The sequence below is a fragment of the Gimesia sp. genome (assembly GCF_048260065.1).
Lineage (GTDB): Bacteria > Planctomycetota > Planctomycetia > Planctomycetales > Planctomycetaceae > Gimesia.
This window is the reverse complement of record NZ_JBLXHC010000001.1, coordinates 122958-141937: the sequence shown is the minus strand read 5'-3', so window position 1 is coordinate 141937 and position 18980 is coordinate 122958. Positions and strand designations below refer to the sequence as shown.

Genomic DNA, 18980 nt, shown 5'->3' with positions numbered 1-18980 from the left:
TGAGAGCAGGATGACAGACTTACCGCAAGTTGTGACGCCTCAACGCCCCAAACGGCGCGCCAGTCACTTCAAGTCACTTTCTCTCAAACTCTACCGGATCACCATTCTGGTTCTCATTATTTGTCTTATTAGAGACTACTTTGTCAGACAGCGTGTGCAGGGCAACGCTCCCATCAAACTGCAGGAAGTCCAGAAGTTACTTCCTGCCGCTGATTCACTCAAAGTCGACCATTCTGCTCGGATGGGACTGTTCGTACTGGACAAGAATCAGAAACCTATCGGCTATGCCATTCGCACTTCACCCGTCTCCGATGATATTATCGGTTACTGTGGCCCTTCAGACACCTTGATTGTATTTAACTCACAGCGGGACGGCATCGTCGGCATCTCCATCCGCAGCAGCGGTGATACGACCTCGCACGTCAATGATGTCCGCCAGAATGAGTACTGGATGAACCTCTGGAAAGAATACGGCTGGCAAAAGATCGCCGATCTGGATCTGCAGTCCGGGGAGATTGAAGGGGTTTCCGGCGCCACAATGACCAGTATGGGTATTGCCCATGCCATCGCGCATCGTATCCGCTCTTCGGAACAGAAGATCCAGGCTGATCCCCCTTTCCTGTTCCGGACAAAAGATGCAACCCTTATTGCCTTCTGTATCGGAGCATGCCTGATTACGTTCACGCGGCTCAAACGGATTCACTGGTTGCGAAAAATGTACAAGCTCGTCGCCATGATATACCTGGGCTTCTGGACGGGGGACCTGCTGGCCGAATCACTGTTTGCCGGCTGGGCCCGGTATGCCGTTCCCTGGAGAACGGTCTTTGGGCTGGTCGTGCTGGCGGCTGTCGCCGTGTTCATTCCCTGGACAACCCGTCGCAATGTGTACTGCCAGAGTATCTGCCCGCATGGTACGGCCCAGGAGTTTCTCGGGAAAATCGTCCCGCACCGTTCGAAATGGAAAATCAGACCAGATATTAAACGGGCCTTGCGCTGGATCCCGGCTTTACTTATCGGCTTGATCCTCACGATACTCTTTTTAAGGATTCCCATCGATCTGGCAGAACTGGAAGCCTTCGATGCGTATCTGCTGACATCTGCAGGCATCGCTTCGATCGTGATCGCAGTTGTCGGACTGGTCGCGTCCCTGGTTGTCCCACAGGCTTACTGTCACTATGGCTGCCCCACCGGTGCCATCTTTGAATTTGTCAGATCGCATGGCAGAGCCGATCATTTCAGCAGAAGTGATCTGGTTGGCGGCCTGTTTCTGATTCTGGCACTGATCTTCAACCAGTACGCAGACCAACTGCAACAGTTCCTGCTGAACTGACGTTACTCGGAATTCATATTGGAAACATCGTCTTTAATTTGCTTTCTAATCAGCGCTTTACTGATGACATTTACCAGTTTTTGAGGCTTGTAGGGTTTTTTCAGAAAATGGTATATCTCGGCCCCCTGCATCTGTTCCGAAATATCGGTCTCACTCAAGCCACTGGTCAGAATTACGGGAATGCAGGCTCCCTTCTTTCTGAGTAACTCGAATGTCTCGACACCGCTTAGCCCCGGCATTGTCATATCCAGAAGTATCACACTGATTTCGTCATGATGTTGCTCGTAAACTTCAACCCCCTCACTGCCCGAATACGCTGTCAGTACCGAAAAACCAAACCGATTCAACACTCGATTCACTACATTACACACGGCTTTGTCATCATCAATCACCAGTATGGAACCAGACTCTACAGGTAAACAATCTTCGGCACTGGAGTCATCGTCGAGATCGGTAGATGCACCCGCTGCCTGAGGTAAAATTACGCGAAAGCAGGAACCCTGATCAATATGGGACACGACTCGTAAACCGCCATGATGTCCCCTGATAATTCCTGAGACCCCCGCCAGACCGAGCCCTCGACCGGTAAACTTGGTGGTAAAAAACGGGTCAAACATTTTTGACAGACAGTCATCATCCATCCCGCTCCCGTTATCTTCCACTTCAAAATAGACGAATTGTCCCGGTGTGCCATTTTCACAGAAATAATAGTCGGAAAAATCGTTCTTACCCAGTTGCTTGATTCCGGTTCGAATCTTGATCCTGCCTGCATCTGGTTGAGTTTGAATCGCTTCGGAAGCATTGGTCAGTAAATTCAACACCACCTGCTCAATCTGTCCGATATCACCATGGATCAGTAATTCTTCATCAGGCAGTTCCAGTTCAATGATCGCATTCGGAGAGACAATCGATTTCATAATTTCGACCGTTTCCTGGATCACCCGATTCAGATTAAATGTCATCGAAGCAAAGGTACGGCGTCCTGAATACGCCAGGAGTCGCTCGCAGATCTTAGCGGCATGGCGAGCTGCCATTTCAATACTTTTCACATAGGGATTTACCGGAGAGTCCTTATCCAGCTCCATTAGTACGAGGTTCGTATTCCCGAGTATCGCCAGGAGTAAATTATTAAAGTCATGCGCGACTCCACCAGCGAGGACACCCAGACTTTCCAGTTTCTGAGCATGCAACATCTGGGCATGAAGGTGATCTTTTTCTTCCTCCATCTGAATGCGGTCAGTGATATCCCGGATCACTTTAATGTACCCGGTAATCTGGTTATCGGATCTTCTGAGCGGAGTGACAATCGTTTCTCCCTGAAAACGGGAGCCATCGGCACGCAGATACTCGACGATAAACGGCTTTAAAACCCGGGTATTCGGGAAGGAAACCCGGTTGAACTGTTTCTCATACTGACTGGGAGAGACAATGAGTTCGCGAACCGGTCTGCCCAGCAGATCTGCTTCTTTACAACGGAAGTGAATCTGAATGGATTCGTTACACATGACAATATTATGGCTGCGATCCGTCACGATCATGGCATCGGTCACGGAATGGAAAATCGTCTGCAGTAAAATACGCTGCCGGTTTAACTGCTCGATCGTTTTCTTGCGAACCGTCACATCAATGGCCAGCCCGATACACCCAATAATTTCCTCTTCAGAATTTCGCAAGGGTTCAATATGAATATCAAGAATCGTATTCTGCAGCTGTTGCTCAAACCGGACCGATTCCCCTTTCAACGTCCGGTTATGCATGGCCGTCATATTCACAGAGACTTCCTGCGATTTGTAAAAATCATAAATCGCTTTACCAACGGTCTCATCCGGCTGGATCCCCAACTGGTTTAACCCGGCACCGACAATGGACGTATATTGATTATCACAGTCTGTAGTCCAGAGAATGGCGGGGATCTGATCCATAATAATCCGCAGCCGCGCTTCATTTTCCAGACGAATCTGTTGTGAACGTTTCAGATCATCAATATCTATATGAGTACCGATAATCTGCAGAGGAACCTTTTGCGGGCTGTAAGCTGAAATCCTGCCTCGTGTAAAAACCCACTTCCAGTTTCCGTCTTTCTTCTTGATCCGAACTTCGACATCATAAGAATTCGATTTACCTGTAATATAATCGTTAAGCGCTCTCACCGAGGTAACATAGTCATCGGGGTGAATCATCTGGGTCCACGCTTTATTGATGGCAGGCTCAATTTCAGCAGGATCCTTCAGACCTTTTAAACTGGCAAACGATTCGGGAAATTCTCCCGGACCGTATCCCAGCATGGAATGCCAGTGCTCATCAAAATGTACATTGCCTGTTGTCAGATCGTATTCCCAGAACCCGATTGACGAACCCCGCGCCGCCATCGCAATTCGCAGTTCACTTTCCTGCAATTTCTTTTCAGCCTGTGCACGACTGAATTCAGCAGCTGCTCGATATGTATAATTTTTGATGACGGGAAGATTGCATAGATCTTCATAAACAGGCCGATCACCCAGAAGCATCAGATGCCCCTGCACCTCGCCATCTTTGTCGATCATCGGGAGACTGAAATAAGATTCAATACCATGCTTGACGAGAAATTCGTCTTCCGGAAAGAGCCCGGCAACACCCTCATGCACTGAATAGGTATCTCTCCCAATTGCGTGTTCGCAGGGAGAGCCGACAATATCGTATTCAAAATCAGGTCTTAATTCCCCATCAACAGAAACACCAAAAGTTTTACATTTCGTATGTGGATCTTTCTGGTGCTGAACCAGACAGACATATTTCATTTTTAAGGCACGAGATAATTCCTGTACCAGACGTTTAAAAAACTCATCGCCAGTGACATCACTGGTTGCTTGAGTCATAATTTTCAGTAATCGCTCATTTTGTCTTTGTACAGAAACACTATTCAATAACCAGAGTTGCTGTTCCGGATTATTTGGGAGTTTGACTTCACACAATTGCTGAACATGATTGGAATGTTGAAACCAGACTTCTGCTTGATCTGGTTCACTGGAGTCCGATTTTGCTTCCGGTTCTATCGCCTGTAATGCAAATAACTGTTCCAGATTCTGTTCAAACAGCTCGGGATTTTCGTCCGAGTTGCCTAATAACTCTTCGGAACGCTGATTGATAAAGAGCGTTTCCCCCGACCGGTAGACCACTCCCGCGGGAATACTTTCGATTATTAATTTAATAGATGCAATGTCAGAAACATGCGGATAGGATTCATTTATTGAATTCTGCGTTTTTTGCGTAGTATCTATGCGGAACTGTTTAATGTTCCCTCTAGTGGAAGCGAAGTGGTACTTCATACACCGAAACTCCCCGTATGCTACTGATGTTCAAAGTGCAAGGTCATTCCTTACAACCTCTGACTTTGATTTGACATAGGTAGGCTTATGCTACAAAATTAAAGATTGGATCGATATCCCAAAAAACGCAATCCTGACGATTTACCTCACAAATTTACCCTCAGGGTCTCCTGCCTTTTCAGTCCTAAAAGAAAGCCCACAGCAGTGAAGAAATCTCTCAATACAGCACTGAGTCTCCTTACAGTCATCCTGCTGACTGTCTCAACCACTCATGCTGCAGATAAACAGAAACTCGAACTGAAACCACACGATCATATCGTTTTCATCGGTAATACATTCCCGGAACGCATGCAGGACGCAGGCTATTTTGAAACACTGCTCCACAGTCGCTTTCCCGATAAAGAACTGGTCGTACGAAACCTGGGCTGGTCGGCTGATGAACTCACGCTGCGTCCCCGCTCCAAAGATTTCCAGGACCACGGACACAATCTGGAAGATCACAAGGCCGATGTCATCATCGCCTGCTTCGGATTTAATGAATCTTTTGCCGGTAAATCAGGACTTCCCAGATTTGAAGAAGATCTGAAAAAATTTATCGATACCACCCTCGCCGCCAAATATAACGGCAAATCTCACCCACAGCTGGTGCTGTTTTCACCTATCGCCAATGAAGATCTGAACCGCCCCGGTCTGACGGATGGCAAAGAAAACAACGAACGCATCAAACTCTACACCGATACGATGCAGAAAATCGCTAAAGAGAAAAATGTCATCTTCGTCGATCTCTTCACCCCCAGTAAAAAACTGATGGAATCCGGCGACCAGCCTTTAACCTTCAACGGCATCCACCTGACCGACTACGGCTACCAGCAACTCGCTCCCATCATCGATGAAGCGTTGTTCGGGCCTCGAAATTCTTCAGGCTCCACCGTGGACATGAAAAAGCTCCGCGCGGAAGTTCTGGAAAAGAACAAACAGTTCTGGTACGACTATCGTGCCGTTAACGGCTACTACATCTACGGTGGCCGCAAAGAACCGTTCGGCGTGGTCAACTTTCCCGCTGAGTTTGCCAAGCTGCGTAAAATGATTGCCAATCGCGACAAACGCATCTGGGCCGTGGCGCAAGGCAAAACCGTCCCGGTGAAAATTGATGACAGCAACACAGGTGAGTTTGCTGATATCAAAACCAACGTCAAAGACCCCGCTTCGATTAAAATCACGTCTCCTGAAGAATCACTGAAACACTTCGAATTGCCCGAAGGTTTCGAGATCAATCTGTTCGCTTCCGAAGTCGAATTTCCCGAACTCAAGAACCCCGTGCAGTTCGCCTTCGACAGTAAAGGCCGCCTCTGGGTCTGCACCATGGCTTCCTACCCGATGTACCTGCCAGGCAAAGAAGTCGATGACAAAATTCTGATCCTGGAAGACACCAACGGTGACGGACGTGCCGACAAACAGACGGTTTTCGCTGACGGCCTGCATCTGCCGACCGGAATTGAACTCGGAGACGGCGGTGCCTATGTCGCACAACAGCCGAACCTGGTCTTCCTGAAAGATACCGATGGCGACGACCACGCAGATTACAAAGAAATCGTTCTGCACGGATTCGATTCTGCCGACTCGCATCACTCCATCAGCGCCTTTACCTGGGGCCCCGGCGGCGGACTCTACTTCCAGGAAGGGACGTTCCACCACAGTCAGGTCGAAACCCCTTATGGCCCGCAACGCGTTATGAACGCCGGTATTTTCCGCTATGAACCGCGTACCGAAAAAACGAGCATATTTGTCTCATACAACTATGCCAACCCCTGGGGACATGTCTTCGATCGCTGGGGACAGAACTTTGTCGCCGACGCTTCCGGCGGAGCCAACTACTTCGGCACCGCTTATTCCGGTGATGTCGACTATCCACGCAAGCATGCCGGCATGAAACACTTCCTGAAAAAACAATGGCGACCCACCGCCGGTTGTGAATTCGTTTCCAGCCGCCAGTTCCCCGAAGAACTTCAGGGAAATTACCTGTTGAATAACTGCATCGGCTTTCATGGCGTACTGCAGTACAAAATGAAGGAAGATGGCTCCGGTTTCGCCGCCGATCCGGTCGAACCACTGGTCAAATCGACCGATACCAACTTCCGCCCGGTCGATCTGCAGTTCGGCCCCGATGGTGCCCTGTACCTGATTGACTGGTTCAATCCGCTCGTAGGACATATGCAGCACTCCATTCGCGACCCCAACCGCGATGCACAGCACGGTCGTATCTGGCGTGTTACCTATTCAAAAAAACCGCTCCTCAAAGACCCGAATATCGCAGACGCTTCCATTCCCGAACTGCTCGATCTCTTGAAAACCTACGAAGATCGGGTGCGTTACCGTGTGCGTCGTGAACTGCGTGTCCGAGATACCAATGAAGTCATTGCGGCTCTCAACAAATGGGTTGCCGGCCTGGATCCCAAAGATGAAAACTATCAGCACAATCTGCTGGAAGCACTCTGGGTCCGCCAGAATCTGGATGTTGTCGATGTCGACTTCCTGAAAAAGATGCTGCAATCTCCCGAACCCAAAGCACGGGCCGCCGCCACGCGTGTCCTCTGCTACTGGCGTGATCGCGTTGACAATTCACTGGACCTGCTCCAGGTTCAGATCAACGACGAAAACCCACGGGTTCGGCTGGAAGCAATTCGCGCACTCAGCTTTTACCATGATCCGCGTGCACTGGAGATCGCTGTGGAATCACTGATTCACCCGCAGGATTACTATCTGGAGTACGCACTCAAAGAAACGATGGATACTCTCGAAAAACGCCTGGAAGCCAATTAGTTTTTCGACTCACACCTGAAGGAATCATGATCATCCCGGAGGCAGTTCGTGCTCCGGGATGATCTCCCTCGCCCTGAATTCCTTTGATGCCAGGCCATCTGACAGCCTGACATTTTTCACACCTTATGCAGAGTTAGAGACACAATGAGAATTCGATCACGTATTTTTTCCGCCTTGAGCCTTTCAGTCATCGCAATGCTGTCAGGCTTGTCCTGCCACGAACAGGTTTTCGCCCAGTCCCAAAGCAGTGTTGCTCCAATGATGCGACTGCTCAAAAGCGGCCGCGTTCCGGCTTCCCGTCAGGGGACGATTATTGAACTGATCTGCCGCAAAGGAAATCCGGAAGAACTCGGCTTTATCTGGGAACAGATCGTCAACGATAAATTCCAGGGAGAAGTTAAAGAAAAATCACTGATCGCTCTGAAAGAGGCGTTTCAGAATCGCAAAATCAAACCCGCCGGTTCGCTGGCGGACATCAGCAAGCTGATCGATGCCAAGCCGCCCGTCAATCAGATTGCCATCGAACTGGCAGGCCTGTGGAAAGTCTCCGGGGCAGCAGACAAATTACAGGAACTCGCACTCTCTGCCAAAACCAATGAGAAACTCCGTACCGCCGCCATCGACGCGCTGGTTTCCATCGGCGGTCCGGAAAGCATCAAAGCGATGCAGAAACTGACGAAAGAAAACTCACCTGCTGACATCCGTTACCTGGGTGCAGCGGCTCTCGTCACATTGGATCTGAAACAGGCTATCACAGCCGGCATTCAAATCATGTCGACTGCGAAAGCCGGCGATCCCACCCCGTTCATCGAAGCCATTCTCGATACTCAAGGCGCACCAGATCAACTGGCAGCCGCACTTTCGACTCAGCAGATCCCGGAAGATGTCGCGAAAAAACAGCTGCGATACATGTACTCGGTCGGACGCAGCGATAAAGCATTGAGCGACGCTCTCAGTAAAGCAGCTGGCATGTCAGGTGAAGACAAAGCGCTGACCGAAGAGGAATTCAAACAGTTGCTCGCCGATGTCATCGCTAAAGGAAATGCGGAACGGGGCGAACAGATCTTCCGACGCGCAGATTTAAGCTGCATGAAATGCCATTCCGTGAGTAAAGCAGGAGGCGAAGTCGGTCCGGACCTCAGTCCAATCGGAGCCAGTTCCCCCGTTGATTATCTCGTTCGTTCCATCCTCTATCCTAACCAGGCAGTCAAAGAGGCTTACCAGACTTACGTGATCATCACCATCGAAGGCAAAATCATGCGGGGCATCATCGTTGATCGCAATGAAGAGCGAATCATTCTTAAAGATGCCAACGGCAAAGAAATTGTGATTCCCGTCGATGATATCGATGATGAAGCGGAAGGGGGATCGCTGATGCCCCAGGGGCTCACGAAATTCCTGACACGCGATGAACTGCTCGACCTCGTCAAATATCTGTCCGTATTAGGCAAACCGGGTCCTTACGCAATCCGATCCAGGCCAACCATTCAACGCTGGCTGGCGATGCGGGAGATCCCTAATCTGCTGCTCACAAATGAAAACCCGGATGAAGAACTGTTCGAAGAACAAGTTTTACGGGCACCGGCAACATCATTCGTCCCCCAGTATGCAATGGTCGCTGGCCTGCTTCCTTTCGAAGAGCTCAAAAGTCTGAGCAGCAATTCAAAAATCCTGCTGCAGGCGGAACTGGATGTCACTGAAGCAGGAACCGTTGGCTTTCGCATTAATTCCGCTCAGGACACCCGCATCTGGATCGATTCACAACGCCTGAAATCGCAGCCGGAAAATGAAGTAGAACTGTCGAAAGGCATTCATAAGGTGACACTGCTGATCGACCTGGCAAATCGAAATGACGCTGGCGTACAGGCAGAATTCTTCAAACCAGCCGGCTCCAAAGCATCTTTCACCGTGGTCGGCGGAAAGTAATTGCGGTTCGAACGACCCCTACAGCGTTGGCTTAGGGGCTTCGATTGCCTCATCCTGTTCGGCAGTTGCCTCAGGAACGTACGGATGCGTTTTCTGCCATTCCTTCCAGAAGGTGGCAGCGTGGGTATTCCGCCAGAGTGCCAGCGCGTTTCCTACGTGGCTGTAGAACGTATATTTCTGCAGAATTTCTTCTTCGGTATGCGAAGTCGTATTGTTAATCACCCACTTGGCGGCTTTCACAATCTGCTCATGTGGAGGATGAAGTTCCTTGGGAGCAATCGCCAGCCATTCCAGATGATGCCCTGTGGCTATCACATTCTTGTATTCGGGAATCTCTTCGGTACTGGTCAGCGCCGCTTTACCTTCCATCCAGTTGGCAGGCCAGTGTCCATCTTCAAATTGACACTCACTGATCAGGTCCCGCACCCGCTCCAGGTAGGCGTATGCTTCAGATCTAGCGGCATCAGACAGAATATCGAACTCGTCATCCAGGCGGATCAGCAGCATCAGCGAATAAACCCGGTGAGTTCCCACGCAGACACCGTACTTTTTATGTCCACGAATCAGTCTCCGCGTTAACTGATCGAACGAAACAGTTCGCCCATCGGTGGTCTTCCACTCTTTGACGGGAGGAATCCACAAGCCAAACGCCATCGCCGACCATTCGATTTCGCGTTCATCCAGACGAAAATCCCGTAATGACTGTTGAATCACATCATTGATATCCGTATCGCGTCGCGCTGGCGCAAACACGGGCGCGTCCCGATGAATGCCTGCTTCTGTCAACGAAGCCAGCCAGTGATCGTGGTGGACCGAACCTCCCACCTGACTTCCCCAGCGAATCGAAATCCCTTTGGGCTCGTCAATCAGCAGCGGTGAAGCTTCATCACCCCACGATGCCAGGTAGCGACCGTGGTCCGTGAGAAAATCACACATCTCAGCACCTGAGACCACACTCGGGTCCTGAAACACGGAATGAATGCTCCACGTCCGCAAAGCATGTTCGACATGGTTTGGCTTCAAATGCTTACGCGGAAACCTGGGACGTACCTGTTTCAACACCGCCGCCAGTTCCTCATCAGTGACAACAGAGGGATCGTCATAAAACGCAGAAATCTGTAATGGCACTTCCCGTTCGATTTTCACTTCCGGATAGTAAGTCTGATCCAGAAACGTACTGTTGAACGACTGGCGGGTATCGCGCGATCCCAGTGTGTATGCGCCGCAAAAAGTAATAACCACCAGAACCTGAACCGTAATCATGGTCTTCGATGACAACTTACGTGATTTCATGACAGATCTCTATAAAGATTGAATTGAATAACAATTTGATTTGTGTATAAGTCTGGGACGCCGTTTATTGAATCGGTTTGTTTCGCAACAGGACGACACTACGATCATCTTTGTAACCCACACGCCACGCACCGTCTCGCTCCAGACGACGCATCAGCGTGTTCCGTCTGGGTAAATCAAGTACCACGGTGTTCACACCGTACCGCTCCAGCAGTTCTTCTGCGTCGCCGGCGGAATTCACAATTCGCAGGTAATGATCCCAGACTTCGCGTGGCAGCAGATGCACATGCGAGTCAGCAAAAACGTAGGAGTTCTTCGGGCCGTCCCAGATCAGGTAGTCCCCCAGTTCCATGGAATTGAACAACTGACCTTCGATTTTCTTTTCTTTCAGGTATTCCGTTGCGCCAATCGGTGTCGAAGTGGAAACACTCTTTTCAAAGTCCACCTCTTTACCGTGCAGGATCTGTGAGCCAATCGGAGTAATCGCAAAACAGATCCAGACCATTCCCACAGAAACAACGGTCCATTTCCCGGCACAGTAGACTTCTTCTGCTTCAGGATCAGCCAGATGTTTCAGTTTCTGTCCCCGGATTGCGGCACCATGCAGTGCCAGGTAATAGGCGGCGACAGGGGCCCACCAGAGTACCATCCGCGAACTCCACATGGCGGCAGCTCCCAGCCCCACCAGCAGCAGAACTTCTGCAGTTCCAATGCGACGTGGAGTGAATCGGCTGGCAATCACCAGCAGTAATGCCAGTACCGCGGCTGTTTTCCCCTGGAACATCCGCAGCGTCAGCGGATTCCACTCGACGAGGGCTTCCAGATTGGGATTGGATGAAAAGCTGAAGACTTCTGAATACAACTGAATCCCATAAGGATTAAATAGAACGGCAACGGCTGAGAGTTCCAGCAGCAGAAAATAACGACGCGTGACACTGTCGCCGAACATCGCTTTCCAGGAACCCGCCTTCCGGCCCACATCAACGGCACGCCCTACCAACAGACAGCCAATCAATCCCAGTCCCACCGGGAATGATCCATGCAGATTCGCCCACAACGCAAATACCGCTGGAATCAGAAACCAGTAGAATTTGCGCCATTGGCGGGCGTTTAATAATGAAAATAAGAGTACAAAGCAGAGCAGACCTGAGAGTTGAGGTCGTACGATCCCCAACTGTTTCCAGTCGCAAATCAGAAAGGCAATGACAGCAGCCAGGCCCCACCAGAAACTGGTGGTCCGCTTTTGTACGCGAAACAGCAACAGCCCCAGGCAGGCAGTAATCGCAGCGGCATACAGCAGTTTAATTCCTGCGACACCGAAGATTTCAAATGTCTGAAAGGCAAAGATCTGTGAAAGCCAGGCGGTATCAATGAACGGGATCCCTGATGAAAGCGGAACCAGTGGCTCCAGCGCCGGAATACTGCCGGTCTCACTGATCAACTGCCCATAAGCCAGATGGCCCCAGATATCGGTATGCCAGAGCGGCATCGAACAGAACATCACAAATGACAGAGAGAGCACACAGACCGTGAAGAACGTGAATCGCGAAACGCGCAGTCCTTCTGGAAAGCGATCGACCAGGACCGCATCCTCCGTCTGTTCTTCGTCAGAATTCTGATTTGTGGAGTCGTTTTGGTTTTCCAAAGCTGTAGCCATAATAAACAGATCGATATGAAAGGTGAGTTAGTTACATCATATGCTGCCACGTGAGGCCAAACGAGAGAGATCAGACGATTCGGAGTTTCTCTCTGTAAAAATACCTGTAGCGCAGCATCACAACAGATTTGTTTACCTAAAGAATAGGTCAGGTAAGCCAGAGGTGAAAAACTGTCTTTTACGAATGATGAATGTCGCCAAAAAACGACATTCATCATTGACCTTCATAACGAATCTGCGGATTTTACCAGTTTCAGGAGTCGCCCGGATCAGTGAACCAGATCCGTTACAGCGTCACTCCCTCCATTGCACTTTGTGGAGAGCGAGGATCGACGGGAGGCGCAGACAGATCGCGCGGCTGGGGAGCCACCTGACGATCCGTTTCTCTCAGAAACAGAAACTCATTTCCGGATTGATCCGACCTGGGCAATGGCACATCCGCTGAAGCTACGGCAGATTGATCCAGTTGGAAGCGCTCCAGCCAGGCATCGGACTCCTCGCCGAACACATCTGAAACAATTTCTAACGCCTGCAGCTTTTCCTGATCTGAATGGAACTGTTTCCAGATCAGTCGCGTAATCTCGACCCCTTTATCATAGGAACGATTACGTTCCAGCGAGCGCAGCATGATCTCCCAGGATCGCAAGGGAACTTCTCCTGTTCGAAACAGGTTGAGAGCCAGTTCTGCACTGATCTTCGGTTCGCCAGGCGACAGTTCCATCCCTTTCTGCAGATAGGCAATTTTCTGTTCTAGATTATTTTCATGCCGCGCCAGGTACCAGTAATACTTGCCGTTCCACACCGGATGACAGACCAGATAGGTCGCAGGGATCACCAGAACCTGAGACAACACAAACAGAAACCGGAGCGTCCCTGCAAATCGAGACCCATTGATCAAGACGGCCCCTGCCAGGATTCCGTATATAAAACCGGTAACGTGTGCGGCATTCGCGATATTCATAATGCCAAAATGTGTTAATACAAAACACAGGATCAGCAAGCCCAGCCCTAAGTTGATTTCACGCTCGGTAAACACTTCTGCGATTTCTGGATGAATGCGGCGGAGCATCATCAACAACCCGAACATCGCATAGGCACCCCCCGATAATCCAACGGGATAGTGTTCCAGAAAATATTCCGGCAGCAGGGAAACATAAGTCGCCAGGATCAGAAACGCGGCATACAACCACGGCTTCATGACAGGCTCAATCAGCCGGCCTAATAATCCGATCGCCACGCAGTTCAGCAGCAGATGCAACGCATCGCCATGATGAAAACCGCTGATCAGAATCCGCCACCACTCCCCCGACCATAGATCAAAGGGGCCTCCGGTCGGGTACTCTTTCTCTTCGACCAGGGGATGATCGTGCACAAAGACCAGAGGTTGCACAGCCCCCAGTTTCCATAGCGCATCGTCGAAACTACCGTCATTGGAGATCCCATGATCGATTCTGTAAATCTGTACCGCCAGAAATAACCCGACCGCAAAGGCAATGTAAGCCGCAGTCACAGGATATTTTGAACAGGCTCTTCGCAGTGAATGAAACATGTAAGACGATTGATAATAACCGGGATATGAGTAACTGATATTCAAAGAATAGCTGATTTCGCAGGCTTTGACACCCGTAATTCAATTCCACTCCAGCGAACTTCATCAAAAAAAGATCCCTCTTTCCTGATCTGCCGATTTTCGCTAAAAAACGCCTGTTCGTTTCCATTCTTCCAGGGCAAACACCGCAATGATCCATACTGGTATTCGTCGAATTCCGTGGTCGATCCTCTGCTGTATCTTCATATTGATGGGATGCGGTCTAGCGGGCATTGCGCGCGGAGACGAACTGGTCGGCCAGGGGCACTATTTTCAGAAACAGTGCATCTGGATCCTGATCTCCCTCTCTGCCCTTGTGGGTACCATGCTGTTTCCCTACCGCAATCTGCGCGGCGTCAGCTATCCCCTCTTTCTGGTCACACTGCTGTTTCTGATCGCCGTCTTTTTTATTCCCGCGGTGAATGGATCCCGTCGCTGGATTCCATTGGGATTTTTTAAATTTCAGCCCTCTGAACTCGCCAAGATCACGTACATCCTTGCCCTGGCACACTACCTGATGTATCGCAAAAACTACCGGCGGATTCCGGGACTGATCGTCCCCTTCATTCTGACCTGCGTACCCGTCGTTCTGATTCTGCGCGAACCGGACCTGGGTACGTCTCTGCTCTTCTTTCCCATTCTGTTTGCCATGCTCTTTTCCGCCGGAGCCCGCCCCCGACACCTGGTCACCATCGTCATTCTGGGAATCTGCACTCTCCCCCTGCTCTGGCTGCAGATGAACCCGGAGCAGAAATCGCGTATCGTCGCCTTATTTACCCAACAGGATGGGGGAGAAATGCCCAAAGGGGACGGCTACCACCTCTACCAGTCCAAGCAGATGCTCGCGCTGGGGGGAGTCTGGGGGAGTGAAATTGCCGGCATGCCTGTCGACGATCCTGCCGCCTACCATCTTCCCGCAGGACGGACCGACTTCATCTTCTGCCTGGTCGGCGAACGCTTCGGCATGATGGGCTGTCTGTTTACCGTACTGGTATTCGCTGCTCTCTATATTCGCGGCCTGCAGATCGCGACGGCGACCCGCGAACCATTCGGACGTCTCGTCGCCGTCGGGATCGTGACGCTGCTGGCTTCACAGACCATCATCAACACCGGCATGACCGTCGGACTGATGCCGATCACCGGGATGACGCTCCCCCTGATGAGTTATGGGGGCACCAGTATGCTCAGTACCTGTCTGGCCCTGGGACTGCTGATTAATATCTGCATGCACCCCGGTTACGAAATGAACGCCGAACCATTTCGCTTTTAAAACCCTCATGAAACAGAGTTCCGGTTGTTTGTTTTCGTTTTGTACACGTTCCTGCGGGCTGAAAAACAGCTAAAATATTCAGACAGGTACATTGATTGCCTTTCAATGTACTGCTTGTACTCGCTCTCAGTAAGAAACGCTCATGACCACCACAGCCCCCGATTTATCAGCAGCACAGTCCCGCATCCAGGCGATTTACTCTCCCGAATTGCTGGAATCGGCCAGTCGGACGTTAAGTGAATTACTCACAAAGCACGCGCATTCGCTGCCGCTCGAAAGCACGCCTGTTCTCAACTGGGCACACCCTGCCGATAACTTTAAAGCCGCTCTGCAGCAGCTCAATCAGGCACCTGAGAATGAAGCGAAAGAATTCGATCTCAGTAAAACAATCAACGCCTTTCGTCAGCTGGCCCAGTCCATGCTGGACCGGGGACACAACCTGCAGAACCCCCGTTATATCGGACATCAGGTCCCTGCTTCCCTCCCCCTGGCTGGTCTGTTTGAGGCCATCGTCTCGGTAACCAATCAGGTGATGGCCGTCTATGAAATGGGTCCCTGGGCCACCGCAGTCGAGTTAGCGCTGATTGAATCGCTGGGCCGTGAAATCGGCTACAAGCCGGGTACGTTTGCCGGCCTGGTCACACATGGAGGATCGCTGGCCAACCTGACGGGACTGCTGGCAGCTCGTAATCTGAAATGTCCGGAAATCTGGACACAGGGACCGCAGGCAAAACGGAACTCCGTTCCCGTGATTCTGGTCTCCAGCGATGCTCACTACAGCGTCACCCGATCGGCAGGAATTCTGGGCATCGGTTCGGAAAACATTATCAAAGTCCCCCTCGACGAACGAAGGAAGATGAATCCCGCCGCTCTCAGGGAACTGATCCTCTCCTGTCAGGCGGATAATAAAACCATCATCGCTGTAGTCGCCTGTGCCTGCGCCACACCCATAGGTGCCTTTGATCCTTTGAATGAAATCGCCGATCTGTGTGAACAGCATGATCTCTGGCTGCATGTCGACGCTGCCCACGGCGGACCAACCTGCTTTTCGGAACAGCACAAACATTTAACCGCCGGCCTGCACCGGGCAGACAGTGTAGTTTTCGATGCCCACAAGATGATGTTCATGCCCGCTCTCAGTGCATTTCTGTTTTACAAAAACAAAGCGCATCAGTTCTCAGCATTCCAGCAGCAGGCAGCCTATCTGTTTGACCCCTCAGCCCCCGAAATTGCGGAATATGACATCGGCCTGCGCACCATCGAATGCACCAAGCGGGCGAACAGCTACGCACTCTGGGGAATCTGGTCACTGTTTGGGAAAAGCCTGTTCGCCGACCTGGTAGACATCACGTTTGCCACTACCCGGACCTTCTATGACATGCTCCTGCAGGCGTCCGATTTTGAACCACTGCATGAACCGGAATGCAACATCGTTGTCTTCCGTTACCAGACCGACTGGCTGAATGCCCTGCCAATGGAACAACAGAACCTGTTTCATTTCAAACTGCGACGTCAGTTAATCGAATCAGGTGAATTTTACATTGTGCATTCCGTCATTAATGAACAGGCGGCGTTTCGCATCACCGTCATGAATCCCCTGACAACAGAAGCCCATCTGCTTCAGTTATTAAACACAATTCGCCTCCGGGCCAGTGAACTCCAAAAGACATTTGATCCCCCGCCTCTCGTCGATCAATGTGAACAGACTTGACAATTCACAATCAGATCGAAAGAATCATCGCTCAGAAAAGACAAGACGACCGTATCTTGTTATAATTTGACCACTGACTTTTGATGAAAATGTATTGTATTTGATATCGCCTGTCGGCGTATTCAGATTCGAAATGGAGATGTAAGATTATGAGCGGCCCGATTGTTCGAACAGGTACGACTCCCAAGTTCTGGGAAAATTACGATAAAATCTTCGGCGATCCAGCCAAAAAAGGGGCTAAAAAGAAAGCAGCTGCCAAAAAAAGTACGAAGAAAAAAGCAGCTAAAAAAACAGCAGACAAAGCACCCGCTGCTAAAAAAGTAACTGCCAAAAAAACCGCAGCGAAAAAAACGGCGAAAAAGAAAGCGAAGAAAAAATAACCTGATCCCGGAACAGACTCCCAGATACTGATCCGGCAGGCGCTATTCCGGTTGACGTCTGATGGCCAAACAAGGTGCTCAAGTTCAGTGACCCCTGAATCCACAGCGACGAAGATACCGGCTCCAGCCATTCTCATGATTTTATTGATCGGCGGATCGTTTGCCGCCGACTCATTCATGCGTTTTCCGGTTCCCGGCACAAACGAACCGCATTATCTCACCAAGGCACATCATTACTGGAATCCACAGTGGTGCGCCGGTGACTTCTTTCTCGAATCATCCAATGCGCACCTCTTTTTTTTCCAGACAGTCGGCGCTGTCACCCAGGTGCTGTCGTTACCACTGACCGCAGTGCTGGGCCGACTCGCAGGTTTCCTGCTGCTGGCCATTGGCTGGTATCGTCTGATCAGCGTTTTATGTCCGGGGTTCTGGGCACCTTTGATTACGGCCTGGCTCTATCTCGCGCTGGCAGCGATCGGGAACTTCTCAGGTGAATGGATCATTGGCGGCATAGAATCCAAAGTCTACGCGTACGGTTTTCTGTTCCTGGCGCTCGCCAATGCCTGTGAACAAAACTGGAACCGGGCCGGCATTTATACCGGGCTGACCATCACCTGGCATCCCGTCGTCGGAGTCTGGGCGCTGGCCTGCGGTCTGTTTGCCCTGATCTGCCTGACGTTTTTCAACAGAAAGAACCTGAACCGCATCACGCTGATCCATTCTCTCAAAGTCGCAATACCAGCTTTTGGATGCCTCATTCTCTGCTCGCTGCCCGGACTGATCCCCTCCCTGGCTTTACTGACACAGGGAAATCCCAAGGACAGTTTCGCCGCAAATTATATCCAGGTTTTTTACCGACTCAAGCACCACCTGGACCCGATGGATTTCGATCTTTTCAGCTACCTCATGTATGCGATTCTGCTGGTCGTCTGGTTATTCCTGGCACGCAGGGAACCGGCCTCATTCATCAGTCGCTTCTTTCAGTTTTTTATCATCGGCTCTGTCGGACTGGCCTGCGTCGGTATTTTACTGGGAGCCGGCCCCCGACCTGCCAGCGAAATGCCCTATTATGCCTTTCGCATGTCGCTGCTCAAATTCTATCCCTTCCGTCTGTTTGACGCCCTGCTTCCGCTGGCATTTGTCGTCGCCTTATTCCATCTGTTTCAGCAGTATTTGACTGTCGACGCAGAACAGAAAACCAGCGCCTCAAGGTTGTCTCCCGCAACACGCAAATTGATTCTGGGTCTGCTCTGCCTGGGAATTTTTACGGGTACGCTGTATTCCGCCTGGAACCATCCACCAATCCACAAGATGTCCCCCGCACAACGGGCGGACTGGATCGATGCCTGTGAATGGATTCGAAATCATACACCTGAAGAGACGCTCTTCCTGACGCCGGCGCATCAATCCGACTTCAAATGGTATGCCCAGCGCCCCGAATATGTGACCTACAAAGACTGCCCCCAGGATGCCAGCGGGATCATAGAATGGAATCGACGCCTCAAGTACCTTCGAAAATGGGGCCAGGAATATTATAATAACGGCTTTGACGATGACGCCTTAGAAGCTTTGCAGCAGAAGACCGGCATTACGCATCTGCTGGTAAAACGTCTGGGCCCCTTTACAACCATCGACCCGATTTATCAGAATCGTACTTATAAAGTATACGAACTCCCCTGACCTCCTGCCTCTGAATGGTT

General features: G+C 50.7%; 11 protein-coding genes. 7 read left to right on the top strand and 4 right to left on the bottom strand.

The features are described from left to right. The first annotated feature begins 10 nt into the window (after positions 1-10). Positions 11-1330: a 4Fe-4S binding protein gene (locus ACN0YN_RS00530; protein ID WP_417383016.1), complete on the top strand. Its 1320-nt coding sequence runs from the start codon at positions 11-13 to the stop codon at positions 1328-1330. 2 nt (positions 1331-1332) lie between these two features. Here ACN0YN_RS00530 and ACN0YN_RS00525 read toward each other — a convergent pair whose 3' ends face one another. Beyond that, on the bottom strand, positions 1333-4635 hold the full coding sequence (locus ACN0YN_RS00525; protein ID WP_417383015.1) for a PAS domain S-box protein: 3303 nt from the start codon (positions 4633-4635) through the stop codon (positions 1333-1335). 204 nt (positions 4636-4839) lie between these two features. Between ACN0YN_RS00525 and ACN0YN_RS00520 the strand changes: the two genes are divergently transcribed. Both ACN0YN_RS00520 and ACN0YN_RS00515 read left to right on the top strand, forming a co-directional pair. Next, complete coding sequence (locus tag ACN0YN_RS00520; RefSeq protein WP_417383014.1) at positions 4840-7455, top strand: PVC-type heme-binding CxxCH protein; 2616 nt, start codon at positions 4840-4842, stop codon at positions 7453-7455. Between the two features lie 144 nt (positions 7456-7599). Continuing rightward, positions 7600-9381, top strand: coding sequence for a HEAT repeat domain-containing protein (locus ACN0YN_RS00515; protein WP_417383013.1), 1782 nt, complete (start codon positions 7600-7602; stop codon positions 9379-9381). An 18-nt stretch (positions 9382-9399) separates the two neighbouring features. On the opposite strand, the gene ACN0YN_RS00510 is transcribed toward ACN0YN_RS00515, so the two are convergent. The 3 genes from ACN0YN_RS00510 to ACN0YN_RS00500 form a co-directional block, all read right to left on the bottom strand. Next, complete coding sequence (locus tag ACN0YN_RS00510; RefSeq protein WP_417383012.1) at positions 9400-10674, bottom strand: hypothetical protein; 1275 nt, start codon at positions 10672-10674, stop codon at positions 9400-9402. A 64-nt stretch (positions 10675-10738) separates the two neighbouring features. Next, complete coding sequence (locus tag ACN0YN_RS00505; RefSeq protein ID WP_417383011.1) at positions 10739-12331, bottom strand: hypothetical protein; 1593 nt, start codon at positions 12329-12331, stop codon at positions 10739-10741. A 286-nt stretch (positions 12332-12617) separates the two neighbouring features. Beyond that, complete coding sequence (locus ACN0YN_RS00500; protein ID WP_417383010.1) at positions 12618-13841, bottom strand: rhomboid family intramembrane serine protease; 1224 nt, start codon at positions 13839-13841, stop codon at positions 12618-12620. A 229-nt stretch (positions 13842-14070) separates the two neighbouring features. Between ACN0YN_RS00500 and ACN0YN_RS00495 the strand changes: the two genes are divergently transcribed. The 4 genes from ACN0YN_RS00495 to ACN0YN_RS00480 all read left to right on the top strand — a co-directional run bounded on the left by ACN0YN_RS00495 (position 14071) and on the right by ACN0YN_RS00480 (position 18960). Next, positions 14071-15189, top strand: coding sequence for an FtsW/RodA/SpoVE family cell cycle protein (locus ACN0YN_RS00495; protein ID WP_417383009.1), 1119 nt, complete (start codon positions 14071-14073; stop codon positions 15187-15189). Between the two features lie 142 nt (positions 15190-15331). After that, a complete protein-coding gene (locus ACN0YN_RS00490) occupies positions 15332-16900 on the top strand; it encodes a pyridoxal phosphate-dependent decarboxylase family protein (RefSeq protein WP_417383008.1) in 1569 nt (522 codons plus the stop codon). A gap of 149 nt (positions 16901-17049) precedes the next feature. Beyond that, positions 17050-17280 carry an RNA polymerase subunit sigma gene (locus ACN0YN_RS00485; protein WP_417383007.1) on the top strand — a complete coding sequence of 77 codons (231 nt, stop codon included), beginning with the start codon at positions 17050-17052 and terminating at the stop codon, positions 17278-17280. A gap of 87 nt (positions 17281-17367) precedes the next feature. Then, complete coding sequence (locus ACN0YN_RS00480) at positions 17368-18960, top strand: DUF6798 domain-containing protein (protein ID WP_417383006.1); 1593 nt, start codon at positions 17368-17370, stop codon at positions 18958-18960. Positions 18961-18980 lie beyond the last annotated feature (20 nt).

Coding starts and splice junctions, on each gene's coding strand:
- ACN0YN_RS00530 (WP_417383016.1), top strand. CDS start 11: ATGACAGACTTACCGCAAGTTGTGACGCCTCAACGCCCCAAACGGCGC.
- ACN0YN_RS00515 (WP_417383013.1), top strand. CDS start 7,600: ATGAGAATTCGATCACGTATTTTTTCCGCCTTGAGCCTTTCAGTCATC.
- ACN0YN_RS00505 (WP_417383011.1), bottom strand. CDS start 12,331: ATGGCTACAGCTTTGGAAAACCAAAACGACTCCACAAATCAGAATTCT.
- ACN0YN_RS00485 (WP_417383007.1), top strand. CDS start 17,050: ATGAGCGGCCCGATTGTTCGAACAGGTACGACTCCCAAGTTCTGGGAA.
- ACN0YN_RS00510 (WP_417383012.1), bottom strand. CDS start 10,674: ATGAAATCACGTAAGTTGTCATCGAAGACCATGATTACGGTTCAGGTT.
- ACN0YN_RS00490 (WP_417383008.1), top strand. CDS start 15,332: ATGACCACCACAGCCCCCGATTTATCAGCAGCACAGTCCCGCATCCAG.
- ACN0YN_RS00525 (WP_417383015.1), bottom strand. CDS start 4,635: ATGAAGTACCACTTCGCTTCCACTAGAGGGAACATTAAACAGTTCCGC.
- ACN0YN_RS00495 (WP_417383009.1), top strand. CDS start 14,071: ATGATCCATACTGGTATTCGTCGAATTCCGTGGTCGATCCTCTGCTGT.